The 24,685-nt window shown below is 66.7% G+C and carries 23 protein-coding genes and 2 tRNA genes; 7 read left to right on the top strand and 18 right to left on the bottom strand.

What is annotated here, in order from left to right; translation table 11 throughout:
- The 11 genes from queE to def all read right to left on the bottom strand — a co-directional run bounded on the left by queE (position 1) and on the right by def (position 10,476).
- Complete coding sequence (queE, locus tag U5809_RS25610; RefSeq protein WP_021163976.1) at positions 1 to 633, bottom strand: 7-carboxy-7-deazaguanine synthase; 633 nt, start codon at positions 631 to 633, stop codon at positions 1 to 3.
- A gap of 75 nt (positions 634 to 708) precedes the next feature.
- Complete coding sequence (queC, locus tag U5809_RS25615) at positions 709 to 1,443, bottom strand: 7-cyano-7-deazaguanine synthase QueC (protein ID WP_282506210.1); 735 nt, start codon at positions 1,441 to 1,443, stop codon at positions 709 to 711.
- A gap of 350 nt (positions 1,444 to 1,793) precedes the next feature.
- Positions 1,794 to 1,869, bottom strand: a tRNA-Phe gene (locus tag U5809_RS25620).
- Between the two features lie 60 nt (positions 1,870 to 1,929).
- The gene (esaR, locus tag U5809_RS25625; protein WP_176050815.1) at positions 1,930 to 2,631 is read right to left on the bottom strand and encodes a response regulator transcription factor EsaR; all 702 of its coding nucleotides are present in this window, start codon (positions 2,629 to 2,631) and stop codon (positions 1,930 to 1,932) included.
- Entirely contained in the window at positions 2,632 to 5,046 is a 2,415-nt protein-coding gene (gene esaS, locus U5809_RS25630) for a sensor histidine kinase EsaS (protein ID WP_282506211.1), read from the bottom strand.
- The gene (locus tag U5809_RS25635) at positions 5,036 to 5,626 is read right to left on the bottom strand and encodes a DUF4390 domain-containing protein (RefSeq protein WP_176050817.1); all 591 of its coding nucleotides are present in this window, start codon (positions 5,624 to 5,626) and stop codon (positions 5,036 to 5,038) included. Before U5809_RS25635 ends, esaS begins: the two co-directional genes overlap by 11 nt.
- Positions 5,623 to 7,014: a 16S rRNA (cytosine(967)-C(5))-methyltransferase RsmB gene (gene rsmB, locus U5809_RS25640; protein ID WP_322088560.1), complete on the bottom strand. Its 1,392-nt coding sequence runs from the start codon at positions 7,012 to 7,014 to the stop codon at positions 5,623 to 5,625. The genes U5809_RS25635 and rsmB overlap by 4 nt, the downstream gene beginning before the upstream one ends.
- Positions 7,015 to 7,234: 220 nt before the next feature.
- Positions 7,235 to 8,092, bottom strand: a complete 858-nt coding sequence (gene htpX / locus U5809_RS25645) for a zinc metalloprotease HtpX (protein ID WP_176050819.1) — start codon at positions 8,090 to 8,092, stop codon at positions 7,235 to 7,237.
- Between the two features lie 100 nt (positions 8,093 to 8,192).
- The gene (locus U5809_RS25650) at positions 8,193 to 8,834 is read right to left on the bottom strand and encodes a LysE family translocator (RefSeq protein WP_322088561.1); all 642 of its coding nucleotides are present in this window, start codon (positions 8,832 to 8,834) and stop codon (positions 8,193 to 8,195) included.
- Positions 8,835 to 8,954: 120 nt separating this feature from the next.
- Positions 8,955 to 9,938 carry a methionyl-tRNA formyltransferase gene (gene fmt / locus U5809_RS25655; protein ID WP_322088562.1) on the bottom strand — a complete coding sequence of 328 codons (984 nt, stop codon included), beginning with the start codon at positions 9,936 to 9,938 and terminating at the stop codon, positions 8,955 to 8,957.
- A 34-nt stretch (positions 9,939 to 9,972) separates the two neighbouring features.
- The gene (gene def / locus U5809_RS25660) at positions 9,973 to 10,476 is read right to left on the bottom strand and encodes a peptide deformylase (protein WP_176050823.1); all 504 of its coding nucleotides are present in this window, start codon (positions 10,474 to 10,476) and stop codon (positions 9,973 to 9,975) included.
- 185 nt (positions 10,477 to 10,661) lie between these two features.
- Here def and dprA point away from each other — a divergent pair, with 185 nt between their 5' ends.
- The 3 genes from dprA (at position 10,662) to U5809_RS25675 (ending at position 15,210) form a co-directional block, all read left to right on the top strand.
- On the top strand, positions 10,662 to 11,975 hold the full coding sequence (gene dprA / locus U5809_RS25665; protein WP_322088563.1) for a DNA-processing protein DprA: 1,314 nt from the start codon (positions 10,662 to 10,664) through the stop codon (positions 11,973 to 11,975).
- Positions 11,976 to 12,011: 36 nt separating this feature from the next.
- Complete coding sequence (locus U5809_RS25670; protein WP_282506216.1) at positions 12,012 to 12,392, top strand: thioredoxin family protein; 381 nt, start codon at positions 12,012 to 12,014, stop codon at positions 12,390 to 12,392.
- A 193-nt stretch (positions 12,393 to 12,585) separates the two neighbouring features.
- Positions 12,586 to 15,210 carry a DNA topoisomerase III gene (locus U5809_RS25675; protein WP_322088564.1) on the top strand — a complete coding sequence of 875 codons (2,625 nt, stop codon included), beginning with the start codon at positions 12,586 to 12,588 and terminating at the stop codon, positions 15,208 to 15,210.
- Between the two features lie 140 nt (positions 15,211 to 15,350).
- On the opposite strand, the gene U5809_RS25680 is transcribed toward U5809_RS25675, so the two are convergent.
- Positions 15,351 to 16,400, bottom strand: coding sequence for a LysR family transcriptional regulator (locus tag U5809_RS25680; protein ID WP_322088565.1), 1,050 nt, complete (start codon positions 16,398 to 16,400; stop codon positions 15,351 to 15,353).
- A 426-nt stretch (positions 16,401 to 16,826) separates the two neighbouring features.
- Here U5809_RS25680 and U5809_RS25685 point away from each other — a divergent pair, with 426 nt between their 5' ends.
- Positions 16,827 to 17,840: a D-2-hydroxyacid dehydrogenase family protein gene (locus tag U5809_RS25685; protein ID WP_027788844.1), complete on the top strand. Its 1,014-nt coding sequence runs from the start codon at positions 16,827 to 16,829 to the stop codon at positions 17,838 to 17,840.
- A gap of 49 nt (positions 17,841 to 17,889) precedes the next feature.
- Here U5809_RS25685 and U5809_RS25690 read toward each other — a convergent pair whose 3' ends face one another.
- Both U5809_RS25690 and U5809_RS25695 read right to left on the bottom strand, forming a co-directional pair.
- Positions 17,890 to 18,756 carry a patatin-like phospholipase family protein gene (locus U5809_RS25690; RefSeq protein WP_322088566.1) on the bottom strand — a complete coding sequence of 289 codons (867 nt, stop codon included), beginning with the start codon at positions 18,754 to 18,756 and terminating at the stop codon, positions 17,890 to 17,892.
- A gap of 8 nt (positions 18,757 to 18,764) precedes the next feature.
- Complete coding sequence (locus U5809_RS25695) at positions 18,765 to 19,169, bottom strand: PaaI family thioesterase (RefSeq protein WP_034201217.1); 405 nt, start codon at positions 19,167 to 19,169, stop codon at positions 18,765 to 18,767.
- A 190-nt stretch (positions 19,170 to 19,359) separates the two neighbouring features.
- On the opposite strand from U5809_RS25695, the gene U5809_RS25700 reads away from it, so the two are divergent.
- Both U5809_RS25700 and U5809_RS25705 read left to right on the top strand, forming a co-directional pair.
- A tRNA-Lys gene (locus U5809_RS25700) sits at positions 19,360 to 19,435 on the top strand.
- Positions 19,436 to 19,622: 187 nt separating this feature from the next.
- A complete protein-coding gene (locus U5809_RS25705; protein WP_322088567.1) occupies positions 19,623 to 20,672 on the top strand; it encodes a DUF3592 domain-containing protein in 1,050 nt (349 codons plus the stop codon).
- 36 nt (positions 20,673 to 20,708) lie between these two features.
- Here U5809_RS25705 and U5809_RS25710 read toward each other — a convergent pair whose 3' ends face one another.
- Positions 20,709 to 21,323, bottom strand: a complete 615-nt coding sequence (locus U5809_RS25710) for a CGNR zinc finger domain-containing protein (RefSeq protein ID WP_322088568.1) — start codon at positions 21,321 to 21,323, stop codon at positions 20,709 to 20,711.
- 81 nt (positions 21,324 to 21,404) lie between these two features.
- Between U5809_RS25710 and U5809_RS25715 the strand changes: the two genes are divergently transcribed.
- On the top strand, positions 21,405 to 22,220 hold the full coding sequence (locus U5809_RS25715) for an alpha/beta hydrolase (RefSeq protein WP_322088569.1): 816 nt from the start codon (positions 21,405 to 21,407) through the stop codon (positions 22,218 to 22,220).
- 24 nt (positions 22,221 to 22,244) lie between these two features.
- On the opposite strand, the gene U5809_RS25720 is transcribed toward U5809_RS25715, so the two are convergent.
- Genes U5809_RS25720 through U5809_RS25730 form a run of 3 tightly spaced genes read right to left on the bottom strand, consistent with a single transcriptional unit; the run spans position 22,245 to position 24,477 of the window.
- A complete protein-coding gene (locus U5809_RS25720; protein WP_322088570.1) occupies positions 22,245 to 23,003 on the bottom strand; it encodes an amino acid ABC transporter ATP-binding protein in 759 nt (252 codons plus the stop codon).
- Positions 23,000 to 23,680 carry an amino acid ABC transporter permease gene (locus U5809_RS25725; RefSeq protein WP_322088571.1) on the bottom strand — a complete coding sequence of 227 codons (681 nt, stop codon included), beginning with the start codon at positions 23,678 to 23,680 and terminating at the stop codon, positions 23,000 to 23,002. Before U5809_RS25725 ends, U5809_RS25720 begins: the two co-directional genes overlap by 4 nt.
- A gap of 14 nt (positions 23,681 to 23,694) precedes the next feature.
- On the bottom strand, positions 23,695 to 24,477 hold the full coding sequence (locus U5809_RS25730; RefSeq protein WP_322088572.1) for an amino acid ABC transporter substrate-binding protein: 783 nt from the start codon (positions 24,475 to 24,477) through the stop codon (positions 23,695 to 23,697).
- Between the last annotated feature and the right edge of the window lie 208 nt (positions 24,478 to 24,685).

The raw sequence follows: 24,685 nt of genomic DNA on the forward strand, positions 1-24,685 counted from the left end.
TCAGGGAATGTTCAGATATTTGTGGGTCTGCATCGACAGCCGCCACTGCGGATGACGCTTGCACCAGTCGATCGCGAGCTTCGTATTGAGGTCGCGCGACGGGCCGTCCATCGGCTGGACCAGGAAGTACTCGAAGTCGAGCTTCGCATAGTCGGCCAGCCGCTGGTTGTCCTGCGGGATCACGACTTTCAGCTCGTTGCCCTTCGTGACGACGAGGGGCGCGTCGGCCTTCGGGCTCACGCAGATCCAGTCGATCGATTCGAGCACCGGCAGCGAACCGTTGGTCTCGATCGCGATCTCGAAACCGGCCGCGTGCAGCGCGTCGACGAGCGGCTGGTCGAGCTGCAGCATCGGCTCGCCGCCCGTGCAGACGACGAAGCGGTGCGCCTCGCCCTCCGGCCACAGGCCGGCGATCGTCGCGACGAGCGCTTCGGCATCCTTGAACTTGCCGCCGTTCTCGCCGTCGGTGCCGACGAAGTCGGTATCGCAGAAGCGGCACACGGCCTCCGCACGATCCTCTTCGCGGCCCGACCACAGGTTGCAGCCGGCAAACCGGCAGAACACGGCGGGCCGGCCCGCATTCGCGCCTTCGCCCTGCAGCGTGTAGAAAATTTCCTTGACCGCGTAAGTCATCGTGCTTCGTCCGGCTCGCGCCGCTCGTTGTCGATCAGAATCCGTTATTCATTCAGTGCCGCCGGCGCACCTGCGTCACAGCGGCGCTTCGGTCACCCGCTCGCCCTTCAGGTAAGCCTCGTAGCCGCGCTTGCGCAGCTTGCAGGCCGGGCATTCGCCGCAGCCGAAGCCCCAGTCGTGCAGTTCCGCGCGCTCGCCCACGTAGCACGTGTGCGTCTCGACGCGGATCAGTTCGACGAGCGCCTCGCCGCCGAGCTGCTCGGCGAGCTGCCAGGTCTGCGCCTTGTCGAGCCACATCAGCGGCGTCTCGAGCACCATGCGCGTGTCCATGCCGAGGTTCAACGCGACCTGCAGCGCCTTCATCGTGTCGTCGCGGCAGTCGGGATAGCCCGAGAAGTCCGTCTCGCACATCCCGCCGACCAGCACGCGCAATCCGCGACGATAGGCGATCGCCGCAGCGATCGTCATGAACATCAGGTTGCGACCAGGCACGAAGGTATTCGGCAGGCCGTTCGCGGACGTCTCGATCTCGATCGTGCGCGTCATCGCGGTATCGCTGATCGCGCCGAGCACCGACAGGTCGATCATGTGATCGTCGCCGAGCCGATCCGACCATGCGGGAAAATCGCGCTTCAGTGCTTCGCGCACGCCGTCGCGACATTCGAGCTCGACGCGATGCCGCTGGCCGTAATCGAAGCCGAGCGTCTCGACCGTCTGGTAGCGTTCGAGGGCCCAAGCCACGCACGTGGCCGAATCCTGCCCGCCGGAAAACAACACGAGCGCGCCGTCTTTAGCGTCTGTCCGAATCACCGTGATACTCCGTGAATGTGTAGGCTCGCGTCGCGCTGCGCCCCAAGGCCGGCTGCCGCCGGGCGGCCCGACGCGGCCGGCCTGCGCCGGCTCGACCAGTATAGGCAGCGCGGTCGGCCGCGAACGCGGCGGTGCGCTTATACCGCCCATCGCGCAGCATCGTTGCCGCGCGCCACGGCGGCGCGAGACTCGCAGCCTGCCGTGCGCCTGAAGCGATGCGCTAAGTCATTGAGCGGGCACGGATTTTATCATGCCCCCGCGAATGCTGCCGGACACGCCGCCAACGACTCGCAATACCCACCACAAACGAAAAACCCCAAGAACCTTCCGATTCTTGGGGTTTTAAATGCTGGTGGCCTGGGACGGAATCGAACCATCGACACGCGGATTTTCAATCCGCTGCTCTACCAACTGAGCTACCGGGCCAACGAAGAATGAAAGTATATCGAGCTATTCGTACCCGAGCAAGAGGTTTCGCAAAATATTTTATACGACGCCTTCGGACGGCTTCTTGCCGAGCTCGACACCGAGCTGCTTGAGCTTGCGATACAGGTGCGTGCGCTCGAGGCCCGTCTTCTCCGCGACGCGCGTCATGCTGCCGTTTTCGCGCGCGAGGTGATATTCGAAGTACGCGCGCTCGAACGCATCGCGCGCTTCGCGCAACGGGATGTCGAACGGAATCGCGGCCGTCTGCCCCGCGAGGCCGAGTGCCACTGCCATGTCGTCGCCGAGCGTCGGCAGCGCTGCCGCGGACGCCACCGATGCAGGCCCCGCGGCCTGTCCGGCGCCGGCCTTCGCCGCCGCGTTGGCGGACATGGGCGCCGCGCCGCGTGCGAGACCGTGCTCGACCGACTTCAGCAGCTTCTGCAGTGCGATCGGCTTCTCGAGGAAATCGAGCGCGCCGATCTTGGTTGCCTCGACGGCCGTATCGATCGTCGCGTGCCCGGACATCATGATCACGGGCATCGTCAGCAGCCCCTGCGCCGCCCACTCCTTGAGCAAGGTCACGCCGTCGGTATCGGGCATCCAGATATCGAGCAGCACGAGATCGGGCGCCTGATTCAGCCGGTATTCCCGCGCGGCCTGCGCGTTCTCCGCTGCCTCGACGACATGTCCTTCATCGCTGAGGATCTCCGAGAGCAATTCCCGGATGCCCATTTCATCATCTACCACCAGGATGGTTGCCATTTACGCTGCCTTTGTCTGCTCACTTGCTTTTGTCTTAGCGGGGGCCGTCCCGCCCTGCACGCCCGATTCGGCGCCTGGCGCATCGCTCGCCATCTGCAGGAACAGGATCGACACCTGCGCACCCTCGACGGTCTCGCCGTGCATGCGATTGCGCAGATCGATCCGCGCGCCATGCTCGTCGACGATTTTCTTGACCGTGGCCAACCCGAGCCCCGTGCCCTTCGCCTTCGTCGTCACGTAAGGCTCGAACGCGCGGGTCAGGATGCGTGCCGGAAAACCAGGCCCGTTGTCGGACACGGTAAGACGTACCGCGACGCGCGTTTTGCCCTCGGCGTCGGGATCGCCATATTCTACTGTCTTGGTTTCGATCAACACACGCGGATGCGCAGACTCCGCGACCGAATCCTGCGCATTCTGCAGCAGGTTGTGAATCACCTGGCGCAGTTGCGTCGCGTCGCCACGTATCACCGGCAGCGACGGCGCGAGCTCGGCGATGATCGGGTTCTTGCCTTCGCCGACACCATACAGCCCGAGCACCTCGCTCGCCAGTTCATTCAACTGCAGGTTCGCGAGCACTGCCGGCGGCGTACGCGCGTATTCGCGGAAATCGTCGACCATCCGCTTCATCGCGGCGACCTGGTTCACGATCATCGTCGCGCCGCGCTTGAGCACATCCGCATCGGGCGGCGCGAGCTTGTCGGACAGCTTCATCTGCAGCCGCTCGGCCGACAGCTGGATCGGCGTCAACGGATTCTTGATCTCATGCGCGAGCCGGCGCGCGACCTCGCCCCACGCGACCGACCGCTGCGCGGAAATCACGTCGGAGATGTCGTCGAACACGACGACGTAACCGGACGTCTGCGGGTCGTCGGCCTGCCCCTCGACCGTCGACACGAGACGCGTGCCGCGCACGAGCAGCGTCAGCGGTTCGGTTTCGCCCGGCACCTCGATCGCGAACTGCTGCTGCCAGTGGCCGCGATCGCCGCTGCCACCGTCGGACGCCGCCTCGCGATCGGCGAACGCCTTGCGCACCATCGCGCCGAACCCCGCCGCCACGCCGATCCGGTCGAGCGTCGTGCCGATCAGCGAGTTGAACGGCTGCCGGAAGATCCGCTCGGCGCCGCGATTGGCCGTCGTCAGCCTGAACTGGCGGTCGAGCACGAACACGCCGGCCGTCAGATTCGCGAGGATACTTTCGAGATACGTCTTCGAATGCTCGAGCGCGACGCGGTTCTTCTCGACCGCGAGCCGCGCCTCGGACAACTGGCGCGTCATCGCGTTGAACGACTGCGTGAGGAAGCCGAGCTCGTCGCGCGTCTTGATCTCGCGCTTCGGCGTGTAGTCGCCTTCCGTGACTTCCTTCGTGCCCTGCGCGAGCAGGAACAGCGGCCGCGCGAGCTGCTGGCCGAGCGCGAGCGCGAGCATCATCGCGATGAAGGTCGCGAGGAACAGCGCGAGCGTCAGCGTGCCGATGTACATCTTGCGCAGCCCCGTGCGGCCGAGCGACTTTTCCTGGTACTCGCGATACGCGCGCTGCACGGCGTCCGCGTTGTGCGCGAGCGTCGGCGGCACCGGCTGCGTGAGCTGCAGGAAGCGCTCCGCCGGCTGCAGCAGCGACGTCGTCGCATCGGGAATCGGCCGCACGACGCGCAGCCGCAGCGCGCCCTTCGCGCCATGCGCGCGCGGGTCGCCGTCGACTTCGCCCTCGATCGCCGCGTACGCGCCGTGTTCGCGCGCCTGGCTCAGCATCAGCGGAGTCGGCAGGTCGTCCGGAATCAGCGCCGCGAAATTGCCCGACGCCTGCGCGACGATATGCAGGTCGGGCGCCGCGCCCGAGCCGCCGCGGCTCGGCTCGACGATCGTCGCGTCCTGCACGCCGAACTGGTCGCGCAGCCGCAGCAGCGTGAGCGTCGTGCCGTTCGTGTTCGCATCGACGCTCGCGAGCTGGTCGGACATCATCCGCGCCTTCGTCTGCAGGTCGGACAGCGACGCATCGAGCATCCCGCGGCCGAGGTTCAGACCGGCCGTCAGCGCGGTCTCGACGTTCACGTCGAACCACGACTCGATACTGCGCGACACGAACTGGTACGACACGATGTAGATGATCCCGCCCGGCACCACGCCGACGAGCGCGAAGAACACCGCGAGTTTCGCGAGCAGCCGCGTGCCGAACTTGCCCTTCCTCAGGCGCACGACGATCATCCCGATCAGCCCGAGCACCACGAGCAGGAACACGAGCGCGACGACGATGTTGGTCGCGTACAGCCACGAGTAGTAGCGATCGAAGAATTCGGTGTTCGCGCTCGCGGCCGCGAGCAGCACGAGCAGCAGCAGCGCGGTCAGCGCGACGGTCGAGACGATCACACGGACGAGGAGGCTCTTCCCGCTGGCCGCGCGGCGCACTTTATTTAGCACGTTCGGTCACCGTGAAAGTGAAGCGCTTCCAGTCCGACCCGAGCGTCCAGTCGCGGTTGTTCACGGCATCGACCTGGAACGGCTTCGGCATCAGCGCCGTATCGAGCTGCATCCGCACCGACGCCGTGTAGGTTTCACCCGAGCGCACCTGGTTGCGGTCGATCACGTGCCACGACGTGATGTGCCGGACGACCGCGAGCGCGTCCTTCAGCGACGGGAAACCGAGCTGCAGGCCGCCGGTCGATACACGGTACTCGCGCGTGAGCGGCTGGAACGACAGGCGGATCGTCTGCGACACCGATACCGGCTGTTCGTCAAGCCAGTACCAGCGCGCGCGACTCAACTCGAAATCCGTCGTGAAATACACCGGAATGCCTTTGTTCACGGCATCCTCGAGGTTCGGATTCAGCTCGAAGTCGAAACGCGCGTCGAGGCTCCAGCCGCTTCCGTCGGACTGGAGCGACGCGCGCTGCACGGCGATCGATTCGGCATGCGCCGGCCGGACGACGGCCAGGCACAGCATCAACGCGACCAGCAAGACGGCCGCGAGCCGAAATGGAAAAAGGTGTTTGATCGTCACCGTTTCTGAAACCGCGCGTAGAAAAATCCGTCTTGATCGGTGTTCTGGTCGAGTGCGCCGGCGGCCGCCCGTCCCTGCACGCCGCCTGGCAGCAGCTGGCCGGGGGCGTCCAATCGTACCGCATCTTCACAGGCCGCTTCAAACCAGCGGGCCTGCAATTCGCCTTCCTCGGGGAAGATCGAACAGGTCACGTAAAGCAGCTCGCCGCCCGGCTTCACGAGCGGCCACAGCGCCGACAGGATGCGGCGCTGTTCCGCAACGAGCGCCGGAATGTCGGCCTCGCGGCGCAACCAGCGAATGTCGGGGTGCCGCCGCACGATGCCGGACGCCGAGCACGGCACATCGGCGAGGATACGGTCGAACGGGCGCCCGTCGTACCACGCGTCGGGCGCACCTGCATCGCCGACGCACACGTTCGCTTCGAGCGACAGGCGCACGAGGTTTTCGCCGATGCGCGCCGCGCGCGTTGCATCGCTTTCGAGCGCAACGACTTCCGCGTCAGCCAGTTCGAGAATGTGACCGGTCTTGCCGCCGGGTGCCGCGCAGGCATCGAGCACGCGCATGCCGTCGCGCGCGTCGAGCCATTCGGCCGCGAGCTGCGCGCCGGCGTCCTGCACCGACACCACGCCGTCGGCGAAGCCCGGAATGCGCTCGACCGGCAGCGCCGACGCGAGCCGCACCGCGTGCCGGCCGATCGCGGTCGCTTCGATCCCGCTCGCCCGCAGCGTCTCGAGATACGCGTCGACGCTCGCGCGGCGCGCATTCACGCGCAACGTCAACGGGCCCTGTCGTTCACCGGCCGCGAGAATCGCCTGCCATGCATCGGGCCATGCGCGCTTCACCGCATCGACCCACCATGCGCGGTAATTCCACCGCGCGACCGGATCGTCCTGCATCTCCGCGACGAGGGCATCGCGCTCGCGCAGGAAACGGCGCAGCACCGCGTTGACCATGCCCTTCGCGAACGCGCATTCACGCCGCGCGCCGACGACGGTGACGGCCTGATCGACTACCGTGAATGCCGAATACGCGGCATCGTCCGCCGGGTCGAGCAGCAGCGCGAGCGCGCCGGCGAGCACCGCATGAACGTGCGCGGGCGGCGCCTTGCTGACGAGTTTGCCGATCAGCCAGTCTGCGCTGCCAAGGCGACGCATCGTCCGGTAGGCAACATCCTGCGTCGCACCGCGCGCGAGCGCCTGCGCACCGGACTCCATCTGTGCGAATACCGTCGACAACGCTGCCGGCAGCGCAGTGCCGCGCCGTACCGCATCGACCGCCTGCGCGGCCGCGTCGAGCGCGAAGCCGAGCGAATCGGGCGCCAGATGCAGCGCGGCCAGTCGCGCCGGGCGGCCGGAGGAAGACGGAGCGGAAGAACGGGGTCGTGTCATTGGTACGGAATCGGCAATCAAACGCAGCAAGCAAATGCGGCAAACGGCAGGATCGCGACGGCCGCAAGGCCTCGCGATCCCAAATCGCGCATTGTAGCGTGCGACCACGCGGCCCCTTTGTCCCCTTTACGGCGCGCACAAATGAAACACCCCGCAGCGCGAAGCGTGCGGGGTGGCGTGCCGGACCCCGCGCGGCAACGGCCGCACGGTACGCCGGGGTTTAGTCGAAGCGGCCGGTACGCGCCATCTCCATCAGGCGCGCGATGCGCTCCTCGGTGGCTGGGTGCGTCGAGAAAAGGTTCTGCAGGCCGCCACCGTGCAGCGGGTTCATGATCATCATCTGCGCGGTGGCCGGATGGGCCTCGGCCGCCTGGAACGGGATACCCGCCGCATAGCGATGGATCTTGTCGAGCGCGGTCGCGAGTGACTGCGGATCGCCCGAAATCTGCGCGCCGCCGCGGTCGGCCTCGAACTCGCGTGCCCGCGAAATCGCCATCTGGATCAAGGCGCCTGCGATCGGCGCGAGCAGCGCGACCGCGATACCCGCGATCGGGTTGGCCGGCCGGCCGTTCTCGTCGCGCCCGCCGAAGAACATCGCGAAGTTCGCGATCGCCGAGATCGCGCCTGCCATCGTCGCGGTGATCGTCGAGATCAGGATGTCGCGGTGCTTCACGTGCGCAAGCTCGTGCGCCATCACGCCACGCATCTCGCGCTCCGACAGCACGCGCAGGATGCCCGTCGTCGCGGCGACCGCCGCGTGCTCGGGGTTGCGGCCCGTCGCGAACGCGTTCGGCGCGTCCTCGTTGATCAGGTAGACGCGCGGCATCGGCAGGTTCGCGCGCGTGGCCAGCTCGCGCACCATCCGGTAGAACTGCGGCGCCGAGTTCTCGTCGACTTCCTGCGCGTTGTACATGCGCAGCACCATCTTGTCCGAGAACCAGTAAGAGAAGAAATTCATGCCGAGCGCGAACAGCAGCGCGATCGTCATGCCCCGCGAGCCGCCGATCATGCCGCCGATCACGATGAACAGGGCCGTGATCGCGGCCATCAGCATCGCCGTTTTGACCCAATTGAACATACCCACTCCTTATCCGTCAGGGGACCCGCCGCGCATCAAAGGGCGCGGCGGAAAATTGTAAGCGATTTGTTAGATAAGGTCTTGCCGGAAAAATTCAATCTCAGCGTTGCGATGTTGCCAGGCGCAGCCCGAGGCCGACGAACGCGCTGCCGACCGTGCGGTCGAGCCACTTCTTGACGCCCGGCTTGCCGGAAAAGCGCTGCGTGACGCTGCCCGCGACCCATGCGACCAGGCTCGTCCAGACCGTGCTCATCGCGACGAACACCGCGCCGAGGGTCAGGAACGCCCACGCCTTGTGCGGGCTGTCGGCCGACACGAACTGCGGGAAGAACGACACGAAGAACAGCACGACCTTCGGATTCAGCACGTTGGTCCAGAAGCCCTGCATGAACAGCTGGCGCAGCGGCTTGGCAACCGCGGCCTGCGCGGCTTCGACGCCCGCCGGCGCTGCGGCCTGCTTCGTGATGATCATTCGCACGCCGAGGTAGATCAGGTAGGCCGCGCCGACCAGCTTGATCACCGTGAACGCGGTGGCCGACGCCGCAAGCAGCGCGGTCAGGCCGAATGCGCACGCGAGCGCGTGAACGCAGCAGCCTGCCGAAATGCCGAATGCCGACATCAGCCCCGCGCCGCGGCCCTGCGCGACGCTGCGGCCGACGATGTAAGCCGTATCGGGGCCGGGCGTGACATTCAGCAAGAAAACCGCCAGCACGAAGAAACCGAAATGGGTGATGCCGAACATGAAAACCTCGAAACCGGAGAGCGCAGGGAAATTCTACGCGCGCCTGCCGCGCCGCGCGACTCGGCCGTCCGGCCAATTGTGCAGGGCCGGCAGGCCGTGTCGAATGACGGTCAGCCCGCGTCAGGCAACGTCGGGCAGCGCGAAACGCTGGCCTGCGGCGAGCGGCGAGCCGGCCAGGAATTCGCGCGCGGGCAGCCGTTTGCCGCCCGGCTTCTGCAACTGCGTGACGCGCAGCGCGCCGCTACCGCATGCGACGACCACGCCTTCCGGCGAGGCGTCGACGATCGTGCCGGGCACCGCGTCGCCGCGCACCGCCACGGGCTCGGCCGCCCACAGCTTGATCGCCGCCCCGTCGAGCGTCGCGACGCCGCCCGGGAACGGATCGAACGCACGCACCTGGCGTGCGAGCACGTCGGCCGGCTTGCGCCAGTCGAGCGCCGCCTCATGCTTGCCGATCTTTTCCGCATAGGTCACGCCATCGGCCGGCTGCGGCGTCGCCGGCAGCATGCCGTCGCGCTCGAGCCGCACGAGCGCATCGACGATCAACCGCGCGCCATCGGCAGCGAGCCGGTCGTGCAGCGTCGCGGTCGTATCGTCGGCCGCGATCGCGATGCGTGCTTCCTCGATCATCGCACCGGTGTCGAGGCCGACGTCCATCTGCATCAGCGTGACGCCCGTCTCGGCGTCGCCGGCCTCGATCGCACGATGGATCGGCGCGGCGCCGCGCCAGCGCGGCAGCAGCGATGCATGGATGTTGATGCAACCGGCGCGCGGGATGTCGAGCACTTCCTGCGGCAGCAGCAGGCCGTAGGCGGCCACCACCATCACGTCGTGCGGCGTCGTGCGCAGCAGCTCGATCGCATCGGCCGCCTCGGCCGGGTACTTGCCCGCGCGGCGCAACGACGGCGGCTGCGCAACGGGCATCCCGTGCTCGACGGCGTAGCGCTTCACGGCACTCGCCTGCAGCTTCATCCCGCGCCCCGCAGGGCGATCGGGCTGGGTGAGCACGAGCGGCACCGGGAAACCGGCCTCGTGGATTGCGGCAAGGGCAGCCGCGGCAAATTCCGGCGTGCCGGCAAAAATCACGCGCAACGTATGGGTCATGACAGCGTTCGAGGTCGGGCAGGGCGAACGCGCGTTACATCGCGCGTTCGAGTTTCTTCATCTTCGTCTTGATGCGCGTCTGCTTGAGCGACGACAGGTATTCGACGAACACGCGCCCCATCAGGTGATCCATCTCGTGCTGGACGCACACGGCGAGCAAGCCTTCGCAGTCGAGCTCGAACGTCTCGCCCTGCTCGTTGAGCGCGCGCACGCGCACGTGGTCGGGCCGCTCGACTTCGTCGTAGATGCCGGGCACCGACAGGCAGCCTTCTTCATAGATCTGCTTCGCGTCGCTCGACCACACGATCTCGGGGTTGATGAACGCGCGCAGTTCGTTCTTCTCCTCCGAGATGTCGATCACGATCACACGCTCGTGCACGTCGACCTGCGTGGCCGCAAGGCCGATGCCGGGCGCCGCGTACATGGTCTCGGCCATGTCGGCGACGAGCTTGCGGATCCGGTCGTCGACCTTGTCGACGGGCTTGGCGACCTTATGCAGCCGCTTGTCGGGGTAATGAAGAATATTGAGCAAGGCCATGGTGTTCGGTATTCGGTGGAGCGGCGTGCCGCATCGGCCATCCGGCCGACTGGTGCCGCCGCCGGGATGCAATGAAGATGAGGCGGATGCGTGGCGATTCAACGCCGCGGATCACGCCTCCTGCAATTGGCCGGGCGCTCGTGCGCACGGCCCTGTCGAGTATTTCGGATGATGAAAATTTTATCATGGCGCCACGCGGTCCGCTGGCCGCCGCATTCGAGGGCAGCCTCATGTCGCCGCAAGCGCTGACGCCGTCCGCGCTGCGCGCGTGGCTACAGCTCGCGCACGCGCCCGGCCTCGCGTCCGCCGTGCTGCAGCGCCTGCTCGATGCATTCGGCTCACCGGCCGCACTGTTGTGCGCCCCTGACCCGGCCATCGCCGCGGTGAGCTGCCCCGCCGCCGCACAAGCGGTTCGCGCGAGCGAGCGCGGCAATTTCGACGCACGCACCGACGCCGCGCTCGCGTGGCTCGAAGCGCCGGGCAATGCGCTGGTCACGCTCAACGATCCGGCCTACCCGCCGCGGCTGCGCGACCTGCACGATCCGCCGCCCCTGCTATATGTAAAGGGCCGGCTCGACCTGCTGCATGCACGCGGTCTCGCCGTGGTCGGCAGCCGGCACGCGACGCCGCAGGGGCTCGCCGACGCAACGGGCTTCGCGCGCGCATTGTCCGACGCGGGGCTCTCGATCGTCTCGGGCCTCGCGCTCGGGATCGACGGCGCCGCGCATCGCGGCGGGCTCGACGGCCGCTCGGGCACGGTCGCCGTCATCGCGACAGGTGCCGATCTCGTCTATCCGGCGCGGCATCGCGCACTCGCGCACGAGATCGCCGCGCACGGTGCGATCGTGTCGGAATGGCCGCTCGGCACACCGGCCCGTGCCGCGCATTTCCCGCAGCGCAATCGCCTGATCGCCGCACTGGCGATCGGCACGCTCGTCGTCGAGGCCGCGCCGCGCTCCGGCTCGCTGATCACCGCACGGCTCGCGAACGAACTGGGGCGCGATGTATTCGCGGTGCCGGGCTCGATCCACGCACCGCTCGCGCAGGGCTGCCACGCGCTGATCCGCGACGGCGCGAAGCTCACGGCGGCGCCGCTCGATGTGCTCGAAGAGTACGGGCTGGCCGAACCGGCCGCGTGTGCAACCGGCCGCCCGGCTCCCGCCGGGCATCCCGGCACCAACACCGGCGGCATCCGCACAAGCGACGCTGCCGGCGCAGGGCAGGCGAATCCCGCCGTTCCGGCCGCCACGCCGGCCCGAATCGACGCCCCGCCGCCGGGCGCCGCCTCCGAGCAGGCCGTGTTGGCCGCATTGGGATACGGCCCCGTTACCTACGAATGGCTCGCCGAACGCAGCGGCCTGTCCGACGACGTTCTGCATGGTGCGTTGCTGGCGCTGGAGTTGGCCGGCCACGTCGCCAGCCTCCCTGGCGGCCGCTTCGCGCGGCTTGACGCCACGCCCACCCCGGCCGCGCACGGCGTGCTACATTCCCCGCCATAGGGGCGGCCAAGCCGCCGACGATATCCAAGGAATTCCATGCCCGCGCTGAATCTCGACACCGATGCGGATCGGATCGCCGAGCGCCTCGCCGATCCCGGCACGTTGCTCGTCGCCTGCCTGTGCGCCGAGTGGTGCGGCACGTGCCGCGACTACCGGACGGCCTTCGACCAGCTCGCCGACGCGCATCCGGACGCCTGCTTCGCCTGGATCGACATCGAAACGCATGCCGACCAGCTCGACGATCTCGACGTCGAGAACTTCCCGACGATCCTGATCGAGGATGCCAACACCGCACGCTTCTTCGGCACGGTGCTGCCGCACGCGGCGATCGTCGAGCGGATGCTGTCCGACCTGAGCGCAGTGCCCGGCTCGCCGCACGCACCGAAATTGCGCAACGTCCTGATCGTCGAAGCCTGAATTCGCAGGCCGGCGCGGCGGTTTTGCGCGTGTTTGCGCGCCCCGCCGCGGCGGGCGCTTGCCGCCGTTGCAGCCCCCCTCTATGATGAGCCGCTTTTTACACGCTGAGCCGCCGTCGCTGCGGCGTGTGCTATAAAGCGGTCGTAAAAGGGACCCACAACCGGCGAACCCGGTCTACCAACACACACCTGTCATGTCCAAAGCACTGATCATTGCGGAAAAGCCTTCTGTCGCGAACGACATCGCACGCGCTTTGGGCGGCTTTACCAAGCATGACGAGTATTACGAGAGCGACGATTTCGTCCTTTCGTCCGCTGTCGGCCACCTGCTGGAAATCGCCGCCCCGGAAGAGTACGAGGTCAAGCGCGGGAAATGGAGCTTCGCGCATCTGCCCGTCATCCCCCCGCATTTCGACCTGAACCCGATCGCAAAAAGCGAGTCGCGCCTCAAGGTGCTCACGAAGCTGATGAAGCGCAAGGACGTCGACCGACTGATCAATGCATGTGACGCGGGGCGCGAGGGCGAGCTGATTTTCCGCCTGATCGCGCAGCACGCGAAGGCGAAGCAGCCGGTCCAGCGCCTGTGGCTGCAATCGATGACGCCGCAGGCGATCCGCGACGGTTTCGCGAACCTGCGCAGCGACACCGACATGCAGCCGCTCGCCGACGCCGCACGCTGCCGCTCGGAAGCCGACTGGCTCGTCGGGATCAACGGCACCCGCGCGATGACCGCGTTCAACAGCAAGGGCGGCGGCTTCTTCCTGACGACCGTCGGTCGCGTTCAGACGCCAACGCTGTCGATCGTCGTCGAACGTGAAGAGAAAATCCGCCGCTTCATCCCGCGCGACTACTGGGAAGTGAAGGCCGAATTTGCGTGCGCGGCCGGCTTCTACGAAGGCAAGTGGTACGACCCGAAATTCAAGCGCGACGAATTCGATCCGGAGAAACGTGACTCCCGCCTGTGGAGCCTGCCGGCCGCCGAAACGATCGTCGCCGCCTGCCGCGACCAGATCGGCATGGTGTCCGAGGAATCGAAGCCGTCGACGCAACTGTCGCCGCTGCTGTTCGACCTGACGAGCCTGCAGCGCGAGGCGAACGGCCGCTTCGGCTTCTCCGCGAAGAACACGCTCGGTCTCGCGCAGGCGCTGTATGAAAAGCACAAGGTGCTGACCTACCCGCGTACCGACGCGCGCGCGCTGCCGGAAGACTACCTGTCGACGGTCGAGTCCACGCTCGAGATGCTCAAGGAGAGCAACAACTACCTGCCGCATGCGAAGCAGGTGCTCGACAAGGGCTGGGTGAAGCCGAACAAGCGGATCTTCGACAACTCGAAGATCAGCGACCACTTTGCAATCATCCCGACGCTGCAGGCGCCGAAGGCGCTGTCCGAGCCAGAGCAGAAGCTGTACGACCTGGTCGTGAAGCGCTTCCTCGCGGTGTTCTTCCCGGCCGCCGAATTCCGCGTCACGACGCGGATCACCGAAGTCGCCGGCCATCACTTCAAGACCGAAGGCAAGGTGCTCGTCGAGCCGGGCTGGCTGCAGGTGTACGGCCGCGACGCCGAAGGCGCTGACGCGAATCTCGTGCCGGTGCAGAAGGACGAGAAGGTGAAGACGGACGAGATCGCTGCGGTCGCACTCGTGACGAAACCGCCCGCCCGCTACTCGGAAGCGACGCTGCTGTCCGCGATGGAAGGCGCGGGCAAGCTGGTCGAGGACGACGAGCTGCGCGAAGCGATGGCCGCGAAGGGCCTCGGCACGCCGGCCACGCGCGCGGCGATCATCGAAGGCCTGCTCGGCGAGAAATACCTGCTGCGCGAGGGTCGCGAAATGATCCCGACCGCGAAGGCATTCCAGCTGATGACGCTGTTGCGCGGGCTCGGCGTGAAGGAACTGACCGCGCCGGAGCTCACCGGCGAATGGGAATACAAGTTGTCGCAGATGGAGCGCGGCAACCTCGGGCGTGACGCGTTCATGCAGGAAATCGCCCGCATGACGCAGCAGATCGTCAAGCGCGCGAAGGAATACGATTCCGACACGATCCCCGGCGACTACGCGACGCTCGAGACGCCGTGCCCGAACTGCGGCGGCCAGGTGAAGGAAAACTACCGCCGCTTCGCGTGCACGAAGTGCGAGTTCTCGATCTCGAAGATCCCGGGCAGCCGGCAGTTCGAGATCCCGGAAGTCGAGGAGCTGCTGCAGAAGAAAGAAATCGGGCCGCTGTCCGGGTTCCGCAGCAAGATGGGCCGCCCGTTCTCGGCGATCCTCAAGCTGTCCTTCGACGACGAGACGAAGAACTACAAGCTCGAGTTCGATTTCGGCCAGGACCAGGGCGGCGAGGAAGGCGAAGCGCCCGACTTCTCCGCGCAGGAGCCGGTCGGCGCGTGCCCGAAGTGCAAGGGCCGCGTATTCGAGCACGGGATGAGCTACGTCTGCGAACACTCGGTGGCGAACCCGAAGACCTGCGACTTCCGCTCGGGCAAGGTGATCCTGCAGCAGGAGATCACGCGCGAGCAGATGGGCAAGCTGCTGGCCGACGGCCGCACGGATCTGCTGCCGAACTTCAAGTCGTCGCGCACCGGCCGCAACTTCAAGGCATTCCTCGTGAAGCAGCCGGACGGCAAGATCGGTTTCGAGTTCGAAAAGAAGGAGCCGAAGGCCGCCGCCGCGAAGAAGACGGCAAAATCGGCGACGAAGGATGCCGAAACCGTGACGGAAGGTGCAGAAGAGAAACCCGCGCCGGCCCGCAAGACCGCCGCGAAGACTGCAGCCACCAAGACGGCCGCCCGCAAGACGACGGCGCGCAAGACGGGTTCGTAACGACCTGGCCGCCGGGGCCTCCCCGGCGCGTCAGGCTTCGCATCAGACCTCATCACGCAGCCAATAAAAAACGCGGATCGATCGCTCGATCCGCGTTTTTTCTTTGTGCCGGCGGCAACCGCCACCCGGCCGTCGCGCCGTTACAGCGGCGACGGCACTGCGACGCGCGTGCGCGGCGAACGCGGCAGGCGCGGCGACAAGTTCGGGTCGGCCGCTTCCGGCTGCTCGGCGCGGGTTTCGACGCCGATCGGCGCGAGCACCGAACTCTGCGCGGCCCACTGCTCGCCCATCATCGCGTCGGTCGAATGGCTGAAATGCTCGACGAGGTGGTCGATGAACGTGCGCACCTTCGCCGGCAGATGGCGCCGGCTCGGATACGCGATGTTGATCTCGACCTGCGGCAGCCGGAAATCCGGCAGCAACCGCACGAGCGCGCCGCGCGCGATGTCGCTGCCGATCAGGTAGCTCGGCAGGATCGCGACGCCCATCCCGAGCAGCGCGAACTGGCGCAGCATCGCGGTGTTGTTCGCGACGATCACGTTGGTCGGGCGCACGCGCACTTCGCCGTCCGGCCCCGTGAACACGCGCTCGTCGCCCCAGTATTCGGTCGGCAGGCTCAGGCTCGGGTGCTCGGCGAGCTGCTCCGGATGCGTCGGCACGCCGTGCTTCTCCAGATAGCTCGGCGTCGCGCACACGGTCATGCAACCGGTGGTCAGGCGCCGCGTGACGATGCTCGCGCTGCGCATCTGGCGCGTGACGACGATGCCGACGTCGAAGCCTTCCTCGACGAGATCGACCTGCCGGTCGACCAGCGTGAGATCCGGCACCACTTTAGGGAAATTCTCCGTGTACGACTGCAGCACGGGTGCGAGGTTGTGCAGGCCGAACACGACTGGTGCGACGATGCGCAGCGTGCCGACCGGCTCGTGATTGCGTGCGACGACCATCTGCTCGACGTCCTCGAGCTCATCGAGGATCTGGCGGGCACGCTCCAGATAGACCTGACCCGACTCCGTCAGGGAGAGGCTGCGCGTGGTGCGATTCAGCAAGCGCGTGCCAAGCCGGCCTTCCAGGTCGGCGACGTGGCGCGTCGCGACCGCGTTGGAGATATCCATTGCGCTCGCGGCCCGCGCGAAACTGCCGAGATCTGCAACCTTGACGAATACGCGCATCGACTGCAAGTGATCCATAAACGACTCCTGCCGCTAGTACAACTTCAAAAAGATGAAGCAAATGCGTAATTCTCCTACGACAGCGGAAATGATGCAGAGTTGCTCAGCAAGGGGCCGGTTGGCGATAAAAATAGTCAAAAATCCTCGCCCTTCATGGATAGATGATCCAATTATTCTGATTGAAGCAACAATTGGGTGAACCTCGTCGAGTAAGTAGCCGAATCAGGAAAGACGTGTTTGATGCGACACAACAGCGCACCCTAGCGCCCCGCACGCGAGCGGCGCCGGATCAGGCTCCCGCCAATTGCGGCGGAGCGTAACAACCTGTTAAAAAGACACCAAGAAGGCGGCCGGCGTAGCATCATGTCGGCCCCGGCCGGGCGGGACGGGTGCGCGACGTGCGCCGCCGCCACTGCCGCTTTCAACGCGCGACACCCGTTCACCATGAAAATTGCCATCCTCGACGACTACCAGGACGCCGTCCGCAAGCTGAACTGCTTCGAGATGCTTGCCGGCCACGACGTGAAGGTCTTCAACAATACGGTGCGCGGCCTGGGACAGCTCGCAAGCCGCCTGGCGGAAGTCGAGGCGCTCGTGCTGATTCGTGAACGGACCCCGATTTCTTCGCAACTGCTCGCCAAGCTGCCGAACCTGCGCATGATCAGCCAGACCGGCCGCGTGTCGAGCCACATCGATCTGGAAGCCTGTACCGACCGCGGCATCGCTGTGCTCGAAGGCACGGGTTCGCCGGTCGCGCCCGCCGAGCTGACGTGGGCGCTCGTGATGGCGGCCCAGCGCCGCATCCCGCAGTACGTCGCGAACCTGAAGCAGGGCGCCTGGCAGCAGTCGGGCCTGAAGACGTCGGCCATGCCGCCGAACTTCGGTCTCGGCCAGGTGCTGCGCGGCCAGACGCTCGGCATCTGGGGCTACGGCAAGATCGGCCGGCTCGTCGCCGGCTACGGCAAGGCCTTCGGGATGAACGTGCTGATCTGGGGCCGCGAGCATTCGCTCGAAGCCGCGCGCGCCGACGGCTACACGGCGGCCGAGAGCCGCGAAGCGCTGTTCGAGCAAAGCGACGTGCTGTCGCTGCACCTGCGCATGCACGACGACACGCGCGGGATCGTGAAGCAGGAAGACCTGATGCGGATGAAGCCGACGTCGCTGCTCGTCAACACGAGCCGCGCCGAGCTGCTCGAGGAAAACGCGCTCGTCAACGCGCTGTCGCACAACCGTCCGGGGATGGTCGCGATCGACGTGTTCGAGAGCGAGCCGATCCTGCAGGGCTACAGCCTGCTGCGCATGGAAAACGTGATCTGCACGCCGCACATCGGCTACGTCGAACGCGAAAGCTACGAGCTTTACTTCAGCGCGGCGTTCCGCAACATCCTCGCATTCGACGACGGCGACATGTCGAGCGTCGCCAACCCCGAAGCGCTGACGCCGATCCGCAAGCGCTGATCGCACGGGCTGCGCGCACCGCGCTGCCCTGCCCCTTCCTGCCCGATCGTCAGGCGGCCACGCGGCCGCCCGTCATCGCGCCGACGCGCGTGAGGAAATGCTCGCCGTCGCGCCGCCCGAGATCGTACGCATGCCGCATCTGCGACGGGCTCGTGTAATCCCAGCTCGAAATCGGCACCTTGCTCGACGGCTGCACATACAGCCGCCGCTGGTCGCCGTGCGCGACCGTGAACATCTGCGGACGCGGATACAGCCGCGTGACGAGCACCAGCACGTCGCCCGGCGACGGGTCGAGCGCGTCGACCGGCACGTTGTCGACCATTCCACCGTCGAGCACGGGCCGGCCGCCGCGGCGCAAGACCGGCGTGAACGGCGGCGTACAGGACGACTGCAGGATCAGGTCGGCGAGCTCGTCGACTCGCGTACACGCCTGCGCACGCACGAATTCGGGCCGAAAGCCGAGCGTGCGCCCGAGCGTCGGGTGCAGCGTCTTGCGCACGTATTTCTCGATGTTGTACGCGACGAGACCGGCGGCGACCGCGCTGCGCGCGCCGAGCCAGCGCGGCACGTGCGACACGCCGATGCGGATCTCCGGCGCGTCGGCCAGCTTCGCAAACGGCTCGCCGTAGATGTCGAGCAATGCCTGGCGATAGATCCGGTAATGCGGAAACACGGGCTCGCGCCCGAACAGGTTGCCCCAGTACGCATTCTTCCGGTTGTGGCGCAGCGCCTCTTCGTAATAGCGCATCACCCACGCGGCGTCGCGCGTATACAGCATGCACGCGGTCGCCGCGCCAGCCGAGATGCCGGTGATCACGCGCGGGCGCAGGTCGAGCGCCGGCCGCGCAACGTCCCAGAAGCCGGCCTGCCACCAGCAGCGATTGCCGCCGCCCGCAAAAACGATCTGCTCGAACATTGCGCCGCTCAGCTGACGAGCGCGTAGGTCGACGTCGCGTGGACGGCCATCTTGCCGTCCTCGTCGAACAGCTCGACTTCGCCGAACACGAGGTTGCGGCCCATTCGCAGCACGCGCGCGGTGACGAGCACGTCGCCCTTGCGCACGGGACGCATGAAGTTGGTGTTCAGCGATACCGTCGTCATCGGCCGGAACTCGCCGAGCGCGGACGAGATCGCGACCACCATCGCGGTGTCGGCGGCCGCCGTGAACACCTGGCCGCAGATGATGCCGCCCGAATGGCGGAATTCGCCGGAAAACGGCAGGCGCAGCGTGACGCTGTCGTCGCCGATCGACACGGGGACCAGACCCAGCGAGCGGACCCACGGGGCCAGCAGGCGATCCAGCAATTCGCGGACTGCGTTTTCGTCCATCTTCGAATGTCCAGAAAGCGTTGCGCGACCGCCGCGCAGCACATGTGGCGTCATCATACCGGGAGCGCGCCAACTGCGATCGCTCGTTACCGTGCCGACAGCCGCCGTTGGCGTGACGAAATATTTTCAGGATATTTGCAGAAAGGTCTTGCCATGCCCTGAAAACCCCGGCATAATCTTTCTTCTGTTGGGGGCGTTAGCTCAGTTGGTAGAGCAGCGGACTCTTAATCCGTAGGTCGAGTGTTCGAGTCACTCACGCCCCACCAGGAATTTCAAAGGCCGGTTAGCGCAAGCTAACCGGCCTTTTCCTTTTCCGCCGCCGAATTCACGGCGCGCGCGCCATTCACGGTACGCAACCGCACGCCTCTTGCGCATCGTTTCCGCTAGAATCGTCCGACAAATATCACACGACCGGCGCAGGCACTGTCGTTTGCCGGCCGGCACTGAGAGAACATGGGACGTCAGACATGGAAGCATGTGAACGAGACGCGACCATTCAGAGGGCATGGTTGCGCCGATATCGGTTGGTCCGCCGGGACGAGCCGCTCACCCGGTCACACCCGAATCCGTCGCGCGATGCACGAACCGGATCGGGTCATGCCCGGTAAGGACGCACTCGTCGCGCTGGCGCTCGGCGTCGTGTTGCTCGTGCTGGCAGGCGTGCTCGCCGTCACGACCGGCCGTGCGACCGGCCACCTGGTCCGCGTGCCGGGCACCGTCGTGCGCATCGTGCAGGACAGCGACGCGATGCGTGCATACCGGCCGATCGTCGCGTACCTGTCGAACGAAGGCCTGCGCCGCGAAATTGCCGGCAATACCGCATCGACCGTCCCCGCATACGACATCGGTGAGAACGTCGACGTGCTGCTCGACCCCGACCACCCTGACCGCCCCGCCCTGATCGACGATTTCGCGCAACGCTGGTTTCCGGTGGTCGTGTCGGCGCTGCTCGCGCTCGCGTCGTTCGCGATCGGCGGCCTGCTGATCGCCGGCGAACGGCGCCGCCGGCAAGCCGAGCCGCCGCCGACCCGCGCCGAACGCAAGGAAACGCGGCGCCGCTGGGATATCGCGATCGTGCTGATTCCGATCGCGATCGGCACGGGCTTTCTCGCCGGCGCCGGCGCGACCGGCCTGCGTCAGTGGCAGATCGTCCATCACTATGCGCGCTCGACCGGCCATGTCGTCGAGATCGCGAAAAACGGGCGGTCGGCGCGATTGCGCACGTCGCTGTATTCGGCGATCGTCGCGTTCACGACCGACAGCGGGCGGCCGATCACGTTCGCGCAGGGTTCGGCGTCGTCGCATCCAGGCCTGCGCGAAGGCGACGCGGTCGACGTGCTGTACGACCCCGTCACGCCCGAACGCGCGATCGTCGACCGCTTCTGGGATCGTTGGGGCCTCACGGCGATCCTGTTCGCGATCGGCGCACCGTTCCTTGCCGCCGGGCTGTTCATCGCCGCGACGCTGTGGCCCGAACATCGGCCGCACGAAGCCGCCCCATGACACGCGCGTGGCGCGGCCCCCATCACGCCGCGCACTTCACCGCTCCCTGAACGCCTCGACCTTCGCGCGGTTCCCGCACGTGCGCATGTCGCACCAGCGGCGCCCGACGCCGCGGCCGCGATCGACGAAGAACCACGTACACCGGCCGCACTGCCGCACGCGCGCGAAATCGTCGCTGCGCAGCAACTGCTCGAAGCCGAGCGCGGCCGCATCGATCCAGCGTGACGCGGTGCGCGCGTCGGGCCGCCACGCGAAGCGGCCGTCGACCGCGTCGAACGCGCTGCGCCCGATCGCTTCTCGGATCGCCACCGCGAGCCGGTCCGCCGCGCGCGCACCGGCGCTGCCGCCGCCTTCCGCCGTCAGGTGCGCGACCGCGGCATACGCATCGTCGCGAAAGCGGCGCAGCGCAACCAGTTCGTCAGGCCCGTCCTGCTGCGGATGTCGCAGCAGCCGCGCCAGATCGGCCGGCGCCAGCAACGCTGATTGCTCCGCCCACGCACGCACGGCCGGCCAGTCGACGAGCTTTTCGTCGTCGCGCGTCTTGCCCGTGTCGGCCACCGTATTGAGGAAGTCGAGCGCAGGATGGCCACCGACGAAATCGGCCGCACCCCATGCGTGCACGTGTCGTGCAGGCTCGGATCGAGTAACCATTTATTTTCACCTATCGGTTTCACATCCGGACAATCCGGCGTAACCTGTTAACAACCAAAACAGGTTAGCACGGAGAAGCCGATGCTCGAACTCGCGAATCGCTTCAATTTCGAAGGCCACCGGATTGCATGGGGCACGCTCGGGGAAGGCCCACCGCTCGTGCTTGTGCACGGCACGCCGTTTTCATCGCAGGTGTGGCGCCGGATCGCGCCGTGGCTCGCACGGCGTCATCGCGTGTATTTCTACGACCTGCTCGGCTACGGCCAGTCCGACATGCCGGACGCGGACGTGTCGCTCGGCCGCCAGAACGCGCTGTTCGGCGCAATGCTGAATGAATGGGGAATTTCGCGGCCACGCGTGCTTGCACACGACTACGGCGGCGCCACCGTGCTGCGCGCGCACTTTCTCGACGGCATTGCGTATGCGGATCTCACGCTCGTGAATCCGGTCGCGATCGCGCCGCAAGGGTCGCCGTTCGTACGCCATGTCGCGCAGCACGAAGCCGCGTTCACCGGGCTGCCGGCGTATGCGCATCACGCGCTCCTGTCGGCCTATCTGGGCAATGCAGTGGCGCGGCCGCTGAGCGACGACGCGCTGTCGATCTATCGTGCGCCGTGGCTCACGTCGGCCGGCCAGGCCGCGTTCTATCGCCAGATCGCGCAGATGCGCCAGCGCTACATCGAGGAAGCCGAGGCACGTTACGCGCCGCCGGACTTCCCGGTGCGCATCGTGTGGGGCGAGGACGACGCGTGGATTCCGCTCGAACAGGGGCAGGCGCTTGCCGATCGCATCGCGAACGGCAAGCTGATCAGGGTGCCGCGAGCGGGGCACCTGGTCCAGGAAGATGCGCCGGAGGCGATCGTCGTCGCGGTACTCGATGGACACGTGCCGGGCTGACCACCGTCGGCATGCCGTCCCGCATCAGAACACCGGTACGCCCTGCGCGAGTGTCGCGACGAACTTCGCGGTGCGCGGGTCGCGTGGGCGGCCGAACAGCTCGCGCGATGCGCCGGCTTCGACGATGCGGCCGTCGGCGAGGAACACCGCGTCGTGCGCGATCGACGCGGCCAGGCGCAAGTCGTGCGTGGCCATCAGCATCGTCGTGCCTTCGCGTGCGAGCTGGCGCAGCACCTCGACCACTTCGACGGACAACTCCGGATCGAGCGCGGACGTCGGCTCGTCGCACAACAGCACCTGCGGAGACGGCGCGAGCGCCCGTGCGATCGCCACGCGCTGCTGCTGCCCGCCCGACAGCGTGGCCGGCCACGCGTCGGCCTTGTCCGCGATGCCAACCTTGTCGAGCAACGCAAGCGCCCGCTGGCGCGCCTGTTCGCGCGGCCAGCGCTGCACGGTCACGAGCCCTTCCATCACGTTCTGCACGACGCTCAGGTGCGGAAACAACTGGAAGTTCTGAAACACCATGCCGGTCTGCCTGCGCACCGCGAACACCGCGTCACGGGACGGCCGGTGCCCTGGCGCGAATTCGATGCGCGCATCGCCGACCGTGAGCGCGCCGGCCTCCGGCACTTCGAGCAGGTTCACGCAGCGCAGCAGCGTGCTCTTGCCGCTGCCGGACGGCCCGATCAGCGCGGTCACGCTGCCCGGCTGCAACGCGAGGTCGATTCCGCTCAGCACGCGATGCGCGCCGAACGACTTGTCGATATGGTCGAGACGAATCACCGCAACTCCGCCTGGAACAGCGCGTGCCGGCCGAAGCGGGCTTCGAGGCGACGTTGCAGCGTGGACAGCACCGAACTGAACAGCAGATAGATCACCGCGGCCTCGGTATAGAGAATCAGCGGCTCGTAAGTCACGGCCGCGATCCGCTGCGCGGCCTGGAAAATCTCGGGCACGGTCAGCACGGCCGCGAGCGACGTGTCCTTCACGAGCGAAATGAACGAGTTCGACAGCGCAGGCAGCGCGACACGCGCGGCCTGCGGCAGGATCGCGCGGCGCAACGCCTGCGCGCGCGTCATCGCCATCGAGTAGGCGGCCTCCCACTGTCCCTTCGGCATCGATTCGATCACGCCGCGAATCACCTCGGCGTTGTACGCGCCCACGTTCAGCGAGAAGCCGATCACGGCGGCCGTCAGCGGGTCGAGCACGATGCCGACGTTCGGCAATCCGTAGAAGATCACGAACAGCTGCACGAGCAATGGCGAGCCGCGGAACAGCCAGATGTAGAAGCGCACGAAGGCTTGCGCCCAGCGCGGCCCGAACAGCCGCGCGAGCGCCGCGCCGAACGCGAGCAGCAGGCCGATCGCGAACGACGCGAGCGTGAGCGGAACCGTGAACACGAGCCCTGCGTAAAGCAGCGGCCGCAACGATTCCGCCATCAGGTGCAGCCAGGCCGGCATCGTTCAGCCTCGCGTCAGGGCTGCGACACGTCGCGGCCAAAGTACTTCTGCGAGATCTTCGCGTAGGTACCGTCCGCCTTGATGTCCGCGAGCGCCTTGTCGATCGCGGCCACCAGCGCGGGGCTGCCCTTGCGCAGCAGCACGCCGGACGCATCGCCGGCACCGGTCCTGTCGGTCGCCGCGATCTTCAGTTTCGCGTCGGGCTTGTGCTTGCGGAAATCGAGGTACGACAGCGAATCGTTGATCGTCGCGTCGACACGCCCCGAGCTCAGCAGGTCGATCGATTCGTTGAAGCCCTGCACCGGAACCACGTCGGCGCCATGCGCGGCCGCGAGCTTGCCGAAATTGCTCGTCAGCGTGTTCGCGGATTTCTTGCCCTTCAGGTCGTCGAACGAGCGAATCGTCGTGTTGTCCGCGCGCACGATCAGCACCGCGTGCGACGTGATGTACGGCGACGAGAAATCGTATTTCGCCTTGCGCGCATCGGTGATCGACACTTCATTGACGACCGCATCGTAGCGGTTCACGTCGAGGCCCGCGATCAGCCCGTCCCACTTGCCTTCGACGAACTGCGGCTTCACGCCGAGGCGCTGCGCGATCGCCGTGGCGATGTCGACGTCGAATCCCGTCAGCTTGCCCGTCTCGTCGTGGTACGTGAACGGCGCGTAGGTGCCTTCGGTGCCGACCCGGAATACGCCGGCCGATTTGATCTGCGACAGGTCGTCGGCCGCCAGCGCACTGGTGGCCGCGGTCGCCTGCAGCAGCGCGACGATCAGGATGGAACGGAGGAATTTCATGGTGCGGACCCCGAATGATTGGAGAGAATCATCCCGTCGGCACGCATGCGCCGCTCGAGAGGTCCGCGAATTCTACCGACGCGTTGGAGCACGGCAAAAACGCAAATCGGCTAACGATATGAGCCGATCGAATAACGCCCGCACCGGCTGCAAAACCGGTGCGGGCGCCTTACACGCTACTTACCACGGCAGCGAATACGTCTTCGTA

Source organism: Burkholderia sp. BCC1999, assembly GCF_905339975.1.
Classification (GTDB): domain Bacteria; phylum Pseudomonadota; class Gammaproteobacteria; order Burkholderiales; family Burkholderiaceae; genus Burkholderia.